This is a genomic window from uncultured Maribacter sp. (assembly GCF_947500985.1).
Lineage (GTDB): Bacteria > Bacteroidota > Bacteroidia > Flavobacteriales > Flavobacteriaceae > Maribacter.
The window spans coordinates 351,998-369,831 of the sequence record NZ_CANMTX010000002.1 but is presented as its reverse complement, the minus strand read 5'-3'; the positions used below and the strand labels follow the sequence as shown (position 1 = coordinate 369,831).

Below are 17,834 nucleotides of genomic sequence, written 5' to 3'. Positions count from 1 at the left end.
TAAAAACTGTATCGAGAACCTTTGGTACATAAAAGGTTTCTCGATACTAATTTTTTCAAACTTCAAATATTCACTCGAAATGACAAAATTCTGTTTTTACTTACTATCGTCAATGAACAGGTAATTCAATTTAAGCTCGTTAAAACCTTTATTAAACTCTTGAAGTTCTGACGAGATTACGTTATTAAAAATTTCCAGCTCTTTATTGATTTTAGTTGTCAATTCGTTCTTAACAGCAACATCTTGCTCTGTTGGAGGAAAATCACCAATGGAAACCAAACTATTTAAATGACCCAATTTATTGGTCAATTTAATAGGGAAGTTCAATGGATCTTGACCACTTCTGTTTTGAGTTTGATACAATGCTTTTTCTACTTCGCTAAGTTTGTCTTTCATGGCTTTTGCCTTTTCGACCAAATCTTTAGTTCTGTCATCATCTTTATACTGCTCAGTAAATGAATTCAGTTGCTTGGTAACATTTCTAATCTTCTTTATAGATTGATGCGCATTTTCGATGGTTGTATTGATATCAGTAATAAAATTAAACTGCTCTTGCATTTGAGCTACTGAACTTTCTGCTCTTAGATCTGGCAAAATGGTAAATGTTTCGCTGCTATTAGTTCCATTCACATTCAAATGGACTTTATAATCACCAGGTACTGCTTTAGCACCGTCAAAACTTGCCCACCAGAAAATCATTCCTTCTAGTTTCTCAGCTCCTTTACCACGAGTATCCCAAACAAAAGTATTACCGCCTTTCTTTACTTCTAACTTCTTGTCTTTTTTCTTTGCAGAAGTACTATAATTTGCCAATGTATCACCAGCCATACTTGTATACGTTAACTGAACCGAATCTTTCTCAGAATAGTTTTTCATTAGAAAATGAGTGATTACACCATTCTCTAAATTTTGACCTGATGTTTTAGAAGGCTTTTTAGTTGCCCTACCTTTTGTACGATAAGAATCTTTTGGTTTGAACAAAATGGTATTCGCATTCTTTTTACTTTCATCTAACTGATGCAACACGGTTAAGTCATCAATAATCCACAGACTACGCCCTTGAGTAGCCACAATTAAATTATCATCTTTAATGGTTAAATCGGTAATAGGTACAATTGGTAAATTCATTTGAAAAGGAGACCAACTAGCTCCGTCATTAAAAGAAACATACATACCTGTTTCTGTACCTGCATATAACAAACCTTTCTTTTTAGGATCTTCACGAACTACTCTTGTAAAATGTTCTGACGGGATACCGTTCGTTATTTTTGTCCAGGTTTTACCGTAATCTGTTGTTTTGTATAAGTATGGTTGAAAATCACCTAACTTATATCTAGTTGCGGCTACATAACAGGTACCTTCATCAAAATTAGAAGGATCAATACTATTAATCATATTCCACTCTGGCATATTTGGCGGAGTAACATTCTCCCAAGTTGCACCAGAATCTTTAGAAATATGAATTAATCCGTCATCACTACCTACCCAAAGAATCCCTTCTTTTAACGGACTCTCATTTGCGGTAAAAATGGTACAATAGTACTCAACACTCGTATTATCCTGAGTTATTGGTCCACCACTAGAACCTAATTTTGTTGGATCGTTTCTAGTTAAATCTCCACTTAGTACTTTCCAGCTTTGACCTTCGTTTTCTGAAACATGTACATAGTTAGAAAAGGTGTATAATTTCTTAGGATTATGTCTACTGAATAGAATAGGGAAATTCCACTGAAAACGATATTTCATTGCTTCTGCACCAGCACCCATTGGGTTGTCTGGCCAAACGTTTATACCTCTTACAGTTTTCTTCTTGTGATTAACACGCGTTAAAAATCCGTCATAACTACCACCATAAACAATATCATCATTTTTAGGATCAACAGCGATCCACGCAGATTCACCACCAGCAGTTGGTTCCCAATTACTTTCATCAATAGTACGACCATCACTTCTATGATCTATACGTAAGGTTGAATTGTCTTGTTGCGCAACGTATATTCTATACGGAAATGCATTATCGGTCGTTACACGGTAAAATTGAGCTGTAGGCTGGTTGTAATACGTAGTCCATGTTTCGCCACCATCATAAGAAATTTGGGCACCACCATCATCACCAATAATCATACGTTGCGAATCTTCTGGAGATATCCACAGATCATGATGATCGCCATGAGGTGCATTGAATGTATTAAAAGATTTACCACCGTCTGTAGACTTATGATAATTTACGTTCAACACATACACTACATCTTCATCTTGTGTATCGGCAAACACTCTTGTGTAATACCAAGCACGTTGGCGAATTTTACGTTCTTCATTTACCAAAGACCATGTTTTACCACCATCTTCTGAACGGTACAGACCGCCCTTTTCTTTATTTTCTACTATAGCCCAAACTTTTTCAGAATTTTTTGGAGAAACAGCTACGCCGATAATACCCAAGGTATCTTTTGGAAAACCTTCGTTTTTAGAAATCTCTGTCCACGTTTCACCACTATCCATACTCTTCCAAAGTGCAGAACCGTCGCCACCACTAATTAAACTATAAGGCGTACGTTGCGCATGCCATGTAGATGCATATAAAATTCTAGGATTATTAGGATCAAAAGTTAAATCAACTGCACCTGCTTGTTCATTTACAAAAAGCACCTGTTTCCAATTCTTGCCTCCGTCGGTACTTTTATAAATTCCACGGTCTTTAGTTGGTTTATAAATATCCCCAAGTACGGCAGCGTAAACAGTATTATAATCTGTAGGATGCACACTAAGTCTAGGCACATGTCTACTTTTCTCTAAACCTGCAGAAGCCCATGTTTTACCACCATCTTCTGTTTTCCAAACTCCGTAGCCAGAAGATACATTACCTCTTAATGTTTTTTCGCCTCCACCAACGTATATTACGTTCGGGTCGCTTTTAGCAACCTCAACAGCACCAATACTTCCTCCGAAATATCCATCAGAAATATTGTCCCAAGTACGCCCACCATCTAAGGTTTTCCATACTCCACCACCAGCTGCGCCGAAATAAAATAAATTAGGCTCACCAGGCACACCTGTTACTGCGGCAGAACGCCCACCACGAAACGGTCCTATGGAACGATACTCTAAACTAGAGTATAATTCTTCTGGATACGTCGGTGCGTTGTTTTGAGATTTACTCCTTCTTTGAGATAGTAAGGATAATGGCAATAGAAAACATGCCAGCATGATAATGCCAGCATTGGTAAGGTGCTTTTTCATTTTGATAGTTTGATATTAGTCTTTCCTAAAATTAAACAAATAGTTATAAAAATGTTGATTTTAAGATTTTATTGGGAGTGCTTAAGAAGTACATTTATCAAATTATCGATCTAACTATCTTTTCAATCATTAATTATCAAAAGCAAAAACAAAAAACTACTTTCTATCGATACTTAATCAGGTTCGATAGAATTTCATAAAGACAATCAGATTTAAGCTGATTGGTCATATTTTACAAACTTAGAATCATTTTCTTTAAGCAGTTTCAAATAGGTAATTTTATTGTTTATCAATTCTTTAAGTTTCCATGCTAATAGAAATATAGCAACGGCAATTAATTGTGATAAGATAAAATTCATAACAGTATTCTTTAGTGTTTCTAAAGCTACTTACGGAAAAGGTTTTCTTAGGTTTGGTTTTTAAAAAGATTAAACCAAATTTTTTTTGATTTCTTTTCTCAAGTAATACCCAGTAACAATAGTTGCCAGAACATCTGCAATGGGGAAGGAAATCCACACTCCCAATTCCCCTAGGTAATTAGGTAGTATTAAAATTAAGGGAATAAAGAAAAAGCCTTGCCTACTTAATGTCAACAGCAAAGCTGGTACAGCCTTACCAATCGCCTGAAAATAAGCGGCACCAATTAACTGAAGTGCTATAATAGGAGTAGCTGCAAATACCCATCGCATGGCAGATGGTGTATTCTCCATAACAAATGCATTCGTAGTAAGTTCTAGCGCACTCATATTTGGTTTATCACTTAAAAAGAGTCCCGCGATTTCTGCAGGGAAAATCATGAGTCCCGTGAAAACTATAGTAGCTAGCATTGCAGCAAATTTTATGGCGGTATAAATAGACTCCTTTACCCTATCATACTTTTGAGCACCATAATTAAACCCTGCAATAGGCAAAAAACCTTGTGTAACACCGAATACGGGAAAAAGCGCAAACATCAACATTCTACCTATTATAGCGTAAACAGCCACCATTGCTTCACCCCCTAAATCAAAAAGAATATTGTTCATAAGCAAGTAAATGATACTTACTACTGCCTGTCTAGATAAGGTCACGACACCAAGCGAACTTATCTCCTTTAAAATCGAAAAGTCGATACTGAAATACTGTGCATTCAGTTTTAATTCGGAATTTTTAGAAAGAAAAAAGTATAGAATATAACTAAAACATAAAAAGTAACTGATCGTTGTTGCCCAGGCAGCACCTTCCATACCATAATCTAAAACATTAATCAGTAAATAATCTAAGATCAAATTCCCAATTGACGGAATAATCATCGCTATCATGGCAAACTTAGGCTTGCCTTCTGCCCTAATTACAGTATTGCCCATCATATTAAGTGCTAAAAATGGCACACCATATAATACGATAACATAGTAGATTTTAGCAAGCTCGAAAATGGAGCCTTTACCACCAAATGCAGGTATTAGGGTATCTACATAAGTTAGCCCCACTGCCACCATAATTACAGTGATTAGTATGGTAAACGAAATTTGGTTACCAAATGTTCGCAGTGCCTTTTCTTTATTATCAGCACCTAATGCACGCGAAATAATACTGGCACCACCAATACCGATAGCCATACCCAAAGCACCTATAAAAAAGGAAATAGGCAACACCACGTTAATTGCCGCAATGGCAATTGAGCCAATCCAATTACCAACAAAAATGGAATCGACCAGAACATTTAGCGACATTACAAGAATACCAATACTAGCAGGCAAAGCTTGTTTAATAAGCAAACTTGATATAGATTCCGTGCCCAATTGTTCTGCGGAAACGTTTGCCATTAGTGTGGTTTTTAATTAATTATATGCCTAGATCAAAATGTTAAACCGTAATCTCTTTATTTTGTTGAATTGCTGTGGCAATATGGTTCCATAAATTGATGCGTTGTTGCAAAGCTTTTTCAGAATATTCTAATACATCATGCCATTTAGTCTCATCATCTCCGCATAATTCTTGAATCATTTTTAGCGATAGCGGACCGTGGTCATCTCCATCTAACTCAATATGCCTTCTTAAATAGTATTCCAATTTAGGGTACGCATCTTTACCCGCTTGGTCAACAATTTTTAGGAACATATCAGGTATCAATTCTTCTCTACCAAAAGTAAAAGCCGCGGCAATTTTATGTGGTTGTTGCGAATTAATAGTTTCAAAAGTAAAATTCAAAAAAGATTTAACTGCAATGTTTAAATCTGAATTTTCAATAACTTCAAGAATACTATCTAAGGTTTTGACCCCATTAAGAAACTCAGATATTTTAGTAGTATCTGCACCTACTTCAACCATAGCGTCCAAATACATTTCGTAATGACTTTTTAAAACACCCAACTCATTAACATCTGTTTCTTCCTCTAAAACAATCTCATTAATAAACCGTGCGGTATTTGTATTAGAAACTGGTTTCCAAGGTAATGTCGTACATGTTAGATTAATTTGAAGCGCTTTCAATAAAGACATGAAGTCCCACACTGCATACACATGGCTCTCCATGAATATTTGAATATCAGACAAAGACTTCAATTCATTGTAAAGCTCATGGCTTCTTAATTGCTCTCTTAATGGTTCTAGAATAAATTCTATTTCTTCGATTTTCATAGCAGTGATTTTCTAAGAATTATAATTTTTATGTACTTGGCGCTACATCTAACTTATCAGTAGTTTGCCAATCATTAACCCACTTCGCCATTACCTTCACCCAAGTGTCATTATCGTTCATACATGGAATATGCTTGTAATCTTCACCACCGGCTTCCATAAACTGCTCTTTACCTTCCATTGCAATTTCTTCCAATGTTTCTAAACAATCACTCACAAATGCAGGAGTAATAACAGCTAACTTTTTCTTGCCTTCTTTCGCTAAACGCTCAAATTCATAATCGGTATAAGGCTTTAACCATGGATCACCAGCTAATCTCGATTGAAACGAAGAACTCACTTGCTCTTCTTTTAATCCTAAATATGCCTTTACCATTTCGGTAGTATCATAAACTTGGTGTCTGTAACATGTATTATGTGCAACAGAATTTACGTTACAGCATGTACCGTCAATCTTACAATGAAAACTAGTAGGGTCACTTTTACGAATATGACGTTCAGGAATACCGTGGTATGAAAACAAAATATGGTCGTAGTCAAAACCTTCTAGCCCATCTTTTATACTTTCTGAGAGTGCTTTAATAAACTCCGGATGCTTATAAAAAGCAGGTAACGTAGTAATTTTCATTTCAGGGAAGCCTGCTTTTTGCTCTTCTAACACTTTTACAACAACCGTCTCAAAACTAGACATTGCATAATGCGGATAAAGCGGAACTAAAAGAACATCATCAACTCCCTTATCTTTCAATTCTTGCATTGCCTTTTTAATAGACATGGTACCATAACGCATACCTAAAGCCACTGGCATTTCGGTCTGTGTTTTTAATTTATTGGAGAAACGCTCTGATATAACCACTAACGGAGAACCTTCTTCCCACCATATTTTAGCATACGCCTCAGCAGATTTTTTAGGTCTAGTCTGCAAAATTATTCCTCTTACCAGAATAGTTCTTAACCATTTAGGAGCATCAATTACACGCTCATCCATTAAAAATTCATCTAAATAGGGCTTAACATCTTTTGCAGTAGGACTTTCTGGAGAACCCAAATTGACCAATAATACTCCTTTCATAGCGTATGTGTTTGTTATTCGATTGCAAAAATAACACATGCAAATCGATGATAATTTAATTTTGGGCAATACTTTTTCTATACTCTCATAAAGCAATCTAATAACTGATCAAATAATTTTTAGTGCTGTTTAATTTTAGTAAGTTGTAATTCGTCAAAAACTATAAAAGAATTTTTTATGAATACTTTTTTTGATACCGTACCCATAAGCGCTCTTTACTTTTTTATAGCTTCTACCTTAGGTATTCTTATTGCCTATTGGATCGTTTCCTATTTCATTAAGAAGTATGGCAAGGATCCCAAATACCTATTACCGAATGGCGCGTTTAAAAAAATTAGCCGCCCTATACTGTTCATATTTCTCTCCATATTAATTCGTTCACAGTCATTACGTACATTATTACAAGTTGAGCCTCACGAATATTGGTTTAAAAAAACAAGTACTATTCTCTTAATAATTTCGGTAACCTGGCTATTACTGAACTTATTGAAAATAGCAAAAACCGTTATTGTCAATAATTATGATGTCAATGTTGAAAACAACTTAAAAGCACGTCAAATATATACACAGTTCAATATTCTAGAACGCATTTTTATGATTACCATAATCATATTAGCGGCTGGTGCTGTTCTTATGAGTTTTGAAAGTATTCGCGAATTAGGTGTCAGTATTTTTGCCTCTGCAGGTGTAGCAGGTATTATTATTGGTTTTTCTGCGCAAAAAATGATAGGTACCGTTTTGGCAGGTATTCAAATTGCTATTGCACAACCTATTAAAATAGATGATGTAGTAATTGTTGAAGGAGAATGGGGTCGAATCGAAGAAATAACGCTAACATACGTAGTGGTCAAGATCTGGGATAAAAGAAGGCTGATTGTACCCACGCCCTATTTCATTGAAAAACCTTTTCAAAACTGGACCAAGACTTCATCTGATATTTTAGGGACTGTTTTTCTTTATACCGATTACAACGTGTCTTTTGATGCCTTACGAGAAGAATTGACCAAAATCCTAGAAAGCACAGACCTCTGGGACAAAGAGGTTAATGTACTTCAAGTAACGGAGAGCAAACAAAATTCAGTAGAAATTAGAGCCCTTATGAGCGCAAAAGATTCCCCTACCGCTTGGGATTTGCGTGTACTTGTTCGTGAAAAATTAATTATATTTTTACAACAGAACTACCCAGAGAGTATCGCAAGAAATAGGGTTTTGTTGGAAAAGTCTTTCGATGAACACAACAATTCATAATTTAGCTTTATGAAACATACATTTCTATTCCTTTTTTTCTTTGGATGCGTAGCAACTATCTTCTCACAACAAATCACCTGCTCACCAAAAGACAAGGCAGCTGTTGAAAATAAGCTAGCAGAAATCGACGGAATGTTTCAGGGTAATTTCGGTGAAACCATGGTAAGCATTGGTAAAACGTTTATGAAGACTCCTTATGTAGCAAAGACACTTGAAATTGGAGATACAGAAACATTGGTCGTAAATCTTCATGGGTTAGATTGTACCACATTCGTTGAGAATGTATTGGACCTTTCTAGGCTGTTAAGACAAGAAGATCATTCATTTGATGCATTCGCTAAAAACTTAGAAGTTATTAGATACAAAGATGGCGAACTTGATGGCTACGCATCGCGTTTACATTACTTTTCTGAATGGATTGCCAATAATGCCAAGAAAGGACTTTTAAAAGATATCACTGGTGAAATTGGTGGTGCAGAAATCAAGAAGGATATTAATTTCATGAGTACCCATAGAGATTTGTATCCGTTTTTGGCTGATGACATGAATTACTCAAAAATTAAAGCTTCTGAAAACTATTTAAACAGTCAGGCTATTTGTGTATTGGCACAAGACGAAATTGCCGAGAACGAGCATTTAATTCAATCGGGAGATATCATAGCACTTGCCACTTCTATAAACGGATTAGATGTTACACATACCGGTATTGCTACGCGCGAAAAAGATGGTAGAATTCACTTACTACATGCATCGACCGGATCAATGGAAGTTGAAGTTTCTAAATTACCGTTAGCAGATTATCTAAAAGGCATAAAGAGTAACACGGGTATTATGGTGGCAAGACCACTCTAACCTCCTAACTACCCGCTAACGCCAATAAGTATTTTTTAGGTGTTGTATTATACTTCTTCTTAAAGGCAGCTATGAAGTGACTAGAAGTACTATACCCTACTTTTAGTCCGATTTCATTGACATTATACTGACCGGTTTCTAAAAGACGCTTGGCATATTCCATTTTATGATCAAATAAAAAGCTGTAGACCGAATCACCATAAATTTGCTTAAACCCTTCTTTCAGGCGTTTTAAACTCAAACCGATTTCACTTGACAGCTCAGCCAAAGTTGGTGGCTCTGCCATGTTAGCTAATATGATTTCTTTAGCTTTTTTAATCTTTTTCACATTTTCCTCATCTGCTAAATATGGGCATTGTTCAATATCTGCATTGGGGCTTCTATTAAAGTACAAGGCTATCAACTCGTAAATTTTACCTTTTACATAAAGCGATTTTATAGAAGGATGTAAATTATAGTTCACAATCTGACTCAAAATAACTGCTATCGAAGGTGAAAATGGTTCTTGAGAATAGTACTTTTTCTCCTTGTTATCTGAACTTAAAAACGGAATATAATCTGCCTCTGCAGTGAATAAAGAATGAAATTTTCGTAGGGTCATAACAACAGAAACCAACGATGATTTTGCACTAAGACTTAAATTCAAAGGCAAGTCTAACTGCGTGTTATACAGCAACAAAGAATTCTCTTCTTTGACATCTAAACTATAATTACCTTGATTAAAGTTATAGCTACCACTACCCCTTAAACAAAAATGAATTTGAATAAATCGTTTATTGATTTCACGGGTATAATGCACTACGTGATCTTCTTCGTTCTGAAATTTGAGCACATAAAATCCTTCTTCAATTAAAACCTCATCGTATGACCCTTGAGCGTTACTTTTTCCATCCATTTTCTTAAATCAAATTTATATCTATTTAGAAAGCATCTAAATAAAATAGTCCGTATTCATTCAAACCACCATAAAATTATGGCTAATAAACTGATATTTATCATATTTTGCCCAAAAATTCGGCAGACGATACTAATTGTACCGCTAGCGTTGTTTTTATTGAATGGATGCTCATATTTTTGTATCCGCTTTATGAAGGACTATAATATTTCTAAACATAATTCTTTTTATACCATTGGTCTTAATTACAAAAAGGCTGATGCTGAGGCTCGTGGTAAATTTAGTTTAGACGAAGTGGCTGTAAAATCACTTTTAATAGAAGCTAAAAATCAGGGTATTGACGGGTTATTGGCAACATCAACATGTAACCGTACAGAGTTACATGGTTTTGCGCAACATCCATTTCAACTGATAAAATTATTATGCGACCACTCTAACGGAACCGTTGAGGCATTTCAAGAAGTAGCATATGTGTATAAAAATAAAGAAGCTATTAATCACCTGTTCCGAGTAGGTACAGGATTAGATAGCCAGATACTTGGTGATTTTGAAATTATCAGTCAATTAAAGCAAAGTTTTAAGCGTTCAAAAGAATTGGGTATTGCCAATCCGTTTATCGAAAGACTTTGTAATAGCATTATACAGGCGAGCAAGCGTATTAAGAATGAAACTGAAATTTCTTCTGGCGCAACCTCTGTAGCATTCGCATCTGTACAATATATTATGCGTAATGTTGAAAATGTTACCGACAAGAATATTCTTTTATTCGGAACCGGAAAAATTGGTCGTAATACGTGCGAGAATTTAATAAAGCACACTAAAAATCCGCATATCACCTTAATCAATAGAACTAAAGATAAAGCTGAGCAAATAGCAGGCAAGTTCAACCTTAAGGTAAAAGATTATGGCGATTTACAAACAGAAATAAGAACTTCAGATATTTTGGTAGTCGCAACAGGTGCACAAAAACCTACGATTACCAAAGAATTAATCTATACGAACAAACCATTATTGATATTAGATCTTTCCGTTCCAAAGAACGTAGATGATTCTATTTCACAAATGGACAATGTTACGGTAATTCATTTAGATCATTTATCTCAAATGACCGATGAAACCTTAGAGCGTAGAAAACAATTTATACCAGATGCAGAGGCTATAAACGAAGAGGTAAAAAATGATTTTAACCAATGGTTAGAAACTAGAAAATTTGCCCCAGTAATTAAGGCGCTAAAGCAGAAATTGAAAACTATTAAGGACGAAGAGTTAGACTACCAATCTAAAAAAACGGTCGATTTTAATTCGCACCAAGCAGATGTGGTAACCAATCGCATCATTCAAAAAATAACCAAACAATTTGCAAATCATCTCAAAGATGACACGGTAGATTCCAATTCAAGTTTAGAATTTATCCAAAAAGTATTTCAATTAGAATTGGACGAACAATGAGTAAAGTAATACGATTAGGAACACGCGATAGTGAATTAGCGCTATGGCAAGCGAATACCGTTAAAAGTCAACTTCAAGCATTAGGTCATAAAGTAAAATTAGTCCCTGTAAAATCTACAGGAGACCTAATTTTAGATAAACCTCTTTATGAATTAGGAATTACGGGAGTGTTTACCAAAACATTAGATGTTGCCATGATCAATGGTGATATTGATATTGCCGTACATTCTATGAAAGATGTACCTACCGCCTTGCCAGAAGGTATTGTAAAAGCTGCAGTTTTAAAGCGTGGTAATTACATGGACATCTTAGCGTTTAAAGACAATGAAGAATTCTTAGGTTCTCGCGATGGTGTAATTGCTACAGGTAGCTTGCGTAGACAAGCACAATGGCTAAATAGATACCCAACACATACGGTTGTAGATTTAAGAGGGAATGTCAATAGACGTTTAGAAAAACTGTACGAAAATGAATGGAACGGTGCAATTTTCGCTGCTGCCGGATTAGAACGCATTGGTTTAGAACCAGAAAATACAATCGGACTTACTTGGATGTTACCTGCCCCAGCACAAGGTGCTATCATGGTAGTTGCTATGGAAGAAGATGAAGAAATTCGTGAAGCATGCGCACAACTAAACCATGAAGAAACGGATACCTGTGTAAGTTTAGAAAGAGAATTTCTTAGAGAATTAGAAGGTGGTTGTAGTGCACCAATCGGAGCATTATCATATATCAACAAAGAAAATATTGTTACGCTTAAAGGGGTACTATTAAATGTTGATGGAAGTAAAAAACTGGAAGCAGAATTGACGGCGCCACTTGGTAAGCATCAAAATCTGGGTATCGACTGTGCTAAAAGTATTTTGGCCAGAGGTGGTAAACGATTAATGACCGAACTGGCAAACGCCGGGTTAGAGGTCAATGTTTTCTCCACTAAGAAACTGACTCCGCCACAACAATTAATGCTAAACATATCGATTAATGCCGATTCAGATGATTTTATAAAAATAAATCCAAATCGTATTTCTCCCATTATTTTGAAACAGCCACATAAAAATGTTGTTTTCACCAGTAAAAATGCGGTAGAAGCAGTATTAGCAAGTAGAGATGTTGCTGAGTTAGATTTTGAAAATATCTATTGTGTTGGTAGAAAAACACGTAGATTAATAAAAAATACTTTCGGTAAAGTGACACATTATGAAAATAATGCAAAAGATTTAGCGAAACATTTAGTTGAATTTATAGATGGTACTGAAGTCACCTATTTTCATGGTAATCTAAGTTTAGAAGAACTACCAAGTATTTTAGAAGAAAACAATATTGAGGTAAACGCCATAGAAGCTTACAGAACTAAACTTTCTGGCAAAGCAATACCTGCAAGCGCAAAAGGGATTCTATTTTTTAGTCCGTCGAACGTAGAAAGCTATTTAAAAGAGAATTCTACAGATAGAGTAGCATATTGTATTGGTGAAACCACTGCAAAAGTAGCAAGAGAACATTTCAAAGAAGTTAAAGTTGCCAAAATACCTACTGTAGAAAGTGTTATTGAATTGGTGAATGCGGATTATAAAGATTAATAAATCGCCTTTAGCTTTTGGCTGCTAGCCTTTGGCTTTTTTAATAAATTATGAGAGACTTTAAAAAGCTTGAAATATGGAAAAATGGAATCACCATAGTTAAGCATGTTTATAGTTTAGTTCAAAAATTGCCAAGCGAAGAAAAATTCGGACTTAAAAGTCAACTTTCAAGAGCTGCTGTTTCAGTTCCTTCTAATATTGCTGAAGGATGCAGCAGAAATAGTGAAGTTGAATTTAAACGATTTTTAGAGATTGCGCTAGGTTCTCTTTTTGAAGTGGAAACTAAATTAGTAATATCAGAAGAATTGAAATTTTTAGATAGTAAAGAGTTGAAATCCATTTTTGAATTGATTTCAATAGAATCTAAAATGATTAATAGTCTAATTAGTAAAATAAAAAATAGCTAAAAGCCAAGGGCTAGCAGCTAAAAGCTATTACAAGAATATGAGCTTAAAAAACGACTTATTTCTAAAAGCCTTAAAAGGTGAAACGGTAGAAAGACCACCAGTATGGATGATGCGTCAAGCGGGTAGATATTTACCTGAATTCATGGCCATCAAAGAAAAATATGATTTCTTTACCAGATGTCAGACTCCAGAATTAGCATCAGAAATTACGGTTCAACCTATTCGTAGATACGGTATGGATGCCGCTATATTGTTTAGTGATATTTTGGTAATCCCACAGGCAATGAACATTCATGTGGAGATGAAGCCGAATTTTGGTCCGTATTTACCGAACCCAATTCGTAATCAAAAAGATTTAGATAGTGTTATTGTACCAGATGTTCATGAAACATTGGGTTATGTAATGGAAGCCATTAAAGCGACAAAAGAAAAACTGAATGACGAAGTTCCGTTAATCGGTTTTGCAGGTTCGCCTTGGACGATTTTATGCTACTGTGTACAAGGTCAAGGAAGCAAAACGTTTGATAAGGCTAAAGAGTTATGCTTTACGCAACCCGTTGTTGCACACGAATTACTTCAGAAAATTACAGATACAACCATTGCATACCTTAAAGCAAAAGTTGCTGCAGGCGTAGATGCGGTTCAAGTATTTGATTCTTGGGGTGGCATGTTATCACCTACCGATTATCAAGAATTCTCATGGCAATACATTCAGCAAATAATCGATGCTTTAAAAGATGAAGCTCCGGTTATTGTATTTGGAAAAGGATGTTGGTTCGCACTAGGTGATATGGCAAAATCAGGCGCTTCTGCATTAGGTGTCGACTGGACCTGTTCTGCTAGAAATGCCCGTTATTTAAGTGGTGGCAAAATTACCCTTCAAGGTAACTTTGATCCATCTCGTTTGTTATCTCCGCCTTCTGAAATCAAGAAGATGGTACACCAAATGATTAATGAATTTGGTAAAGACAGTTACGTGGTTAATTTAGGCCATGGTATTCTACCAAATGTTCCTGTTGAAAATGCCAAGGCATTTATAGATGCTGTAAAAGAATACAAGCAAGATTAACCCTAACAGGTTAAAGAGAATTAAAGTAGCCGATATAATAATCGCATAATGAATTCATTTCAATTTCAAGATTTCGAAATAAATCCGATTTCAGAGAGAGATGGATGGCGTTTGTGCGATTTTATATCTGCCAATGCAGACCATATAAAAAGATACTTTCCTAAAACGGTAGCTGCAAATCTTAATCCCACCTTATCCAATATTTTTGTTCTTGAGAAAGCATCAGATTTTCTATCCGGTAAAGAGTATCTGTTTACCTTAAAAGAATCAGAACACAGAAAGATTATCGGTTTAGTTTATCTTAAAGAACTAAAACGAGCCGAAAAAGAAGCAGAAATTGCTTATTGTATTGACTACACACACCAAAATAAAGGTATTACTTCTACCGCTGTTAAATCCATTTCAGAATGGGGTTTCAGCGAACAACATTTACAGCTACTCAGAATCATAGCTCATAAAACGAACCTTGGCAGTATTAAGGTAGCAGAAAATTGTGGTTATCTTTGGAAAGAAACACTATTAAAAGAACACACTCCGCCTAACGAAGAACCGTTAGATATGGAACTTTATGTTTTACAGAATGAAAGATAAATTTTACGCTTACATAGAACAACTTCAAGATACGATTACTTCTAAATTAGAGGAAGTAGACGGTACAGCTACTTTTAAAGAAGACATTTGGGTACGCCCAGAAGGTGGTGGTGGTCGTACAAGAGTTATTGAAAACGGAGCAGTTTTTGAAAAAGGTGGCGTAAACATATCCGGAGTACATGGCGAGCTTCCGGATAGTATGAAGGCATATTTTGGAGTAGAAGATGCTAATTTTTTTGCCTGCGGATTAAGTTTAGTATTACATCCAAAGAATCCGATGGTACCTACAGTTCATGCCAATTGGCGTTATTTTGAAATGTATGGCAAGGACGGCGAAATTGTAGATCAATGGTTTGGTGGCGGTCAAGACTTGACTCCATATTACTTATTTGACGAAGATGCCGTTCATTTTCATGAAGTTTGCAAAACAGCTTGCGATAAACATAATCCTACATTCTACGACACCTATAAAAAACGTTGCGATGAGTATTTTTGGAACACCCATAGAAACGAAGCTCGCGGACTAGGCGGTTTATTTTTTGACTATTGTAAGGAAACACCAGAAATGGATATGCAAGACTGGTACAACTTCGTAACCGAAGTAGGCAATAGCTTTTTAGATTGTTATGTACCGATTGTTATAAAAAGAAAGGATTTAGAATACACTAAGGAACAAAGGGACTGGCAAGAGATTAGAAGAGGACGATATGTAGAATTTAATCTAGTTCATGACAAGGGAACTTTATTCGGTTTAAAGACAAACGGAAGAATTGAAAGTATATTAATGAGTCTTCCACCACATGTACAATGGGTTTATGACCATCAACCAGAAAAAGGTAGCGAAGAAGAACGGTTAATAGCTATATTGATGAAACCAAAAGAATGGGTGTAAGAATCATTCTTTTTTGGAGCATGCTATGCTTTACACAATTAGGTATTGCGCAAAATTCACACTACAAAGAAGCCTTTCCTGATAAAGTAACCGTTAGGCTGTCTTTACAGACCACTTCGAATAGTTTTACGCTTAGAGACAAGATAACACGCGCTAAAACAGAGTTTATACCCAACGACAAAAGTTATTTAGGTCTCTCTGTTCTATTTCGTTTTCTAGAAGTTGATTTTGGGTATGCACCCAACTTCCTATCGGAAAATAAAGACAATGGAGATTCTAAATTAATCACTTTCAACATACGCACGTTTTTTGGTCAATATATGCAGACCTTAGACATTTATAAGCAAAAAGGATTCTTTGTTAGAACTGCTGATTTAACCTTGCCTATCGATGATTTAAGAACCTTTAAAATAGGTGGAACATCTAGCTATATTTTCAATCCAGATTTTTCGTTTCGTGCTATTGGGTTTCAAAATGAATGGCAAAAACAAAGTGTAGGTAGCTTTATTCCAAGCATATCTTACTACTACACCAAGTTTAGATTAGAAGACCCCATACTAGATAATCAATTGGAGAAATCTTTGAAGGTTGCTATTGGTCCTGGGTATTATTACAACTGGGTTTTCGATGAAAATTACCTCGTTTCTGCTGGTGCAACTGGCGGATTGGGCTTTAACTATTCTAGTACAGACGGAAATACCTCGTTTAATGGTTTGGCACAACTCATTTTTAGAATGACTGGCGGCTATAATTCTGAAAATTTCTTTAGTGGTGTAAATATTAATACACAACTATTAAGTCACACTTCAGATGAGAACTTCATTTTAGATGATTCTATAAGTTTTCTTGAGTTTTATGTAGGCTATCGTTTTGATGCTCCTAAAAAGTGGATTCAAAAAGCCGATGAGATAAGTCGTAAATTAGGGATTGAATAAACAACAGCAAAGCAATCGCTCGATGCATTCGTTTTAGAATAACTGTAATTTTACAGTCAAGCCTCGAAGCAGTATAATCTCGATTATCGAGTAAATCTATATTTCATGAAGCAAAAAATTTATCAAATAGATGCGTTTACCTCTAAACTATTTGGCGGAAATCCGGCAGCGGTTTGTATTCTTGAAAGTTGGTTAGAAACCGATTTAATGCAACAAATAGCCGCTGAGAATAATTTGGCTGAAACAGCTTTTGCGGTGAAGAATAATGACCATTATGAGTTACGGTGGTTTACCCCAGAGATAGAAGTTGATCTTTGTGGACACGCTACCCTTGCTACCGCCTTTGTCATATTTAATCATTATGGTTACAATGAAAATACTCTTCGGTTTATTTCTCCAAGAAGTGGAGAGTTATTAGTTCAAAAAAGTGAATCGGGACTGTTAATTATGGATTTCCCTACAGATGATGTAACGCCTGTTTCAGAACAAACTAACATCACAAAAGCAATAGGAAAACAACCTTTAGAAACCTATAAAGGCAAAACTGACTACATGCTTATTTATAAATCTCAGGCTGAAATAGAAGCAATTGCTCCTAATTTTCATTTATTAAATGAATTAGATTGTAGAGGAGTCATTGTTACGGCAAAAGGTAACAATGTAGATTTTGTATCTCGTTTTTTTGCTCCGCAATGTGGCATTCCTGAAGATCCAGTAACCGGCTCAGCACATACAACACTTACACCCTATTGGTCAGAGAAATTGAATAAGAAAACACTAACTGCAAAACAACTATCTGAACGTGGTGGCGATATACAATGCGAATATCTTGGTGGCCGCGTAAAAATATCGGGTAATGGGGTTTGTTATTTAGTAGGTGAGATAGAAATTTAGATTCTGTAACAATCTATTTAACTAATACAGCCGCTTACCAAAGCCCTCTAAAAGTAAAAACCTGTCCGTTTTATGGCAATTGCCAATAACGAAC

General features: G+C 35.6%; 16 protein-coding genes. 10 read left to right on the top strand and 6 right to left on the bottom strand.

Annotation, left to right across the window (positions count from 1 at the left end):
- Positions 1-96 precede the first annotated feature (96 nt).
- From Q0871_RS05180 to hemH, 5 genes are all read right to left on the bottom strand, one after another.
- Complete coding sequence (locus Q0871_RS05180; RefSeq protein ID WP_299318907.1) at positions 97-3,240, bottom strand: glycosyl hydrolase; 3,144 nt, start codon at positions 3,238-3,240, stop codon at positions 97-99.
- A gap of 212 nt (positions 3,241-3,452) precedes the next feature.
- Positions 3,453-3,599 (bottom strand): hypothetical protein, encoded by a 147-nt coding sequence (locus Q0871_RS05175; protein ID WP_299318904.1) that lies wholly within the window; start codon positions 3,597-3,599, stop codon positions 3,453-3,455.
- Positions 3,600-3,668: 69 nt separating this feature from the next.
- Positions 3,669-5,045, bottom strand: a complete 1,377-nt coding sequence (locus tag Q0871_RS05170; protein ID WP_299318900.1) for an MATE family efflux transporter — start codon at positions 5,043-5,045, stop codon at positions 3,669-3,671.
- A 40-nt stretch (positions 5,046-5,085) separates the two neighbouring features.
- Positions 5,086-5,859 (bottom strand): DUF3050 domain-containing protein, encoded by a 774-nt coding sequence (locus Q0871_RS05165; RefSeq protein WP_299318897.1) that lies wholly within the window; start codon positions 5,857-5,859, stop codon positions 5,086-5,088.
- 28 nt (positions 5,860-5,887) lie between these two features.
- Entirely contained in the window at positions 5,888-6,931 is a 1,044-nt protein-coding gene (hemH, locus tag Q0871_RS05160) for a ferrochelatase (RefSeq protein WP_299318894.1), read from the bottom strand.
- 177 nt (positions 6,932-7,108) lie between these two features.
- Here hemH and Q0871_RS05155 point away from each other — a divergent pair, with 177 nt between their 5' ends.
- Positions 7,109-8,179 carry a mechanosensitive ion channel domain-containing protein gene (locus tag Q0871_RS05155; RefSeq protein ID WP_299318891.1) on the top strand — a complete coding sequence of 357 codons (1,071 nt, stop codon included), beginning with the start codon at positions 7,109-7,111 and terminating at the stop codon, positions 8,177-8,179.
- A gap of 9 nt (positions 8,180-8,188) precedes the next feature.
- Positions 8,189-9,031: an N-acetylmuramoyl-L-alanine amidase-like domain-containing protein gene (locus Q0871_RS05150; protein ID WP_299318888.1), complete on the top strand. Its 843-nt coding sequence runs from the start codon at positions 8,189-8,191 to the stop codon at positions 9,029-9,031.
- A gap of 4 nt (positions 9,032-9,035) precedes the next feature.
- On the opposite strand, the gene Q0871_RS05145 is transcribed toward Q0871_RS05150, so the two are convergent.
- Positions 9,036-9,926 carry an AraC family transcriptional regulator gene (locus Q0871_RS05145; RefSeq protein WP_299318885.1) on the bottom strand — a complete coding sequence of 297 codons (891 nt, stop codon included), beginning with the start codon at positions 9,924-9,926 and terminating at the stop codon, positions 9,036-9,038.
- A 192-nt stretch (positions 9,927-10,118) separates the two neighbouring features.
- Here Q0871_RS05145 and hemA point away from each other — a divergent pair, with 192 nt between their 5' ends.
- The 8 genes from hemA (at position 10,119) to Q0871_RS05105 (ending at position 17,740) form a co-directional block, all read left to right on the top strand.
- The gene (hemA, locus tag Q0871_RS05140) at positions 10,119-11,375 is read left to right on the top strand and encodes a glutamyl-tRNA reductase (RefSeq protein ID WP_299318882.1); all 1,257 of its coding nucleotides are present in this window, start codon (positions 10,119-10,121) and stop codon (positions 11,373-11,375) included.
- Positions 11,372-12,952: a hydroxymethylbilane synthase gene (hemC, locus tag Q0871_RS05135; protein ID WP_299318879.1), complete on the top strand. Its 1,581-nt coding sequence runs from the start codon at positions 11,372-11,374 to the stop codon at positions 12,950-12,952. Before hemA ends, hemC begins: the two co-directional genes overlap by 4 nt.
- 50 nt (positions 12,953-13,002) lie before the next feature.
- The gene (locus Q0871_RS05130; RefSeq protein ID WP_299318877.1) at positions 13,003-13,359 is read left to right on the top strand and encodes a four helix bundle protein; all 357 of its coding nucleotides are present in this window, start codon (positions 13,003-13,005) and stop codon (positions 13,357-13,359) included.
- A gap of 37 nt (positions 13,360-13,396) precedes the next feature.
- On the top strand, positions 13,397-14,428 hold the full coding sequence (hemE, locus tag Q0871_RS05125) for a uroporphyrinogen decarboxylase (RefSeq protein ID WP_299318874.1): 1,032 nt from the start codon (positions 13,397-13,399) through the stop codon (positions 14,426-14,428).
- 48 nt (positions 14,429-14,476) lie between these two features.
- Positions 14,477-15,019, top strand: a complete 543-nt coding sequence (locus Q0871_RS05120) for a GNAT family protein (protein WP_299318872.1) — start codon at positions 14,477-14,479, stop codon at positions 15,017-15,019.
- Positions 15,009-15,911, top strand: coding sequence for an oxygen-dependent coproporphyrinogen oxidase (gene hemF, locus Q0871_RS05115; RefSeq protein ID WP_299318869.1), 903 nt, complete (start codon positions 15,009-15,011; stop codon positions 15,909-15,911). Before Q0871_RS05120 ends, hemF begins: the two co-directional genes overlap by 11 nt.
- Complete coding sequence (locus tag Q0871_RS05110; RefSeq protein WP_299318867.1) at positions 15,902-16,846, top strand: DUF4421 family protein; 945 nt, start codon at positions 15,902-15,904, stop codon at positions 16,844-16,846. Before hemF ends, Q0871_RS05110 begins: the two co-directional genes overlap by 10 nt.
- A 105-nt stretch (positions 16,847-16,951) precedes the next feature.
- Positions 16,952-17,740 (top strand): PhzF family phenazine biosynthesis protein, encoded by a 789-nt coding sequence (locus Q0871_RS05105; RefSeq protein ID WP_299318863.1) that lies wholly within the window; start codon positions 16,952-16,954, stop codon positions 17,738-17,740.
- Positions 17,741-17,834 lie beyond the last annotated feature (94 nt).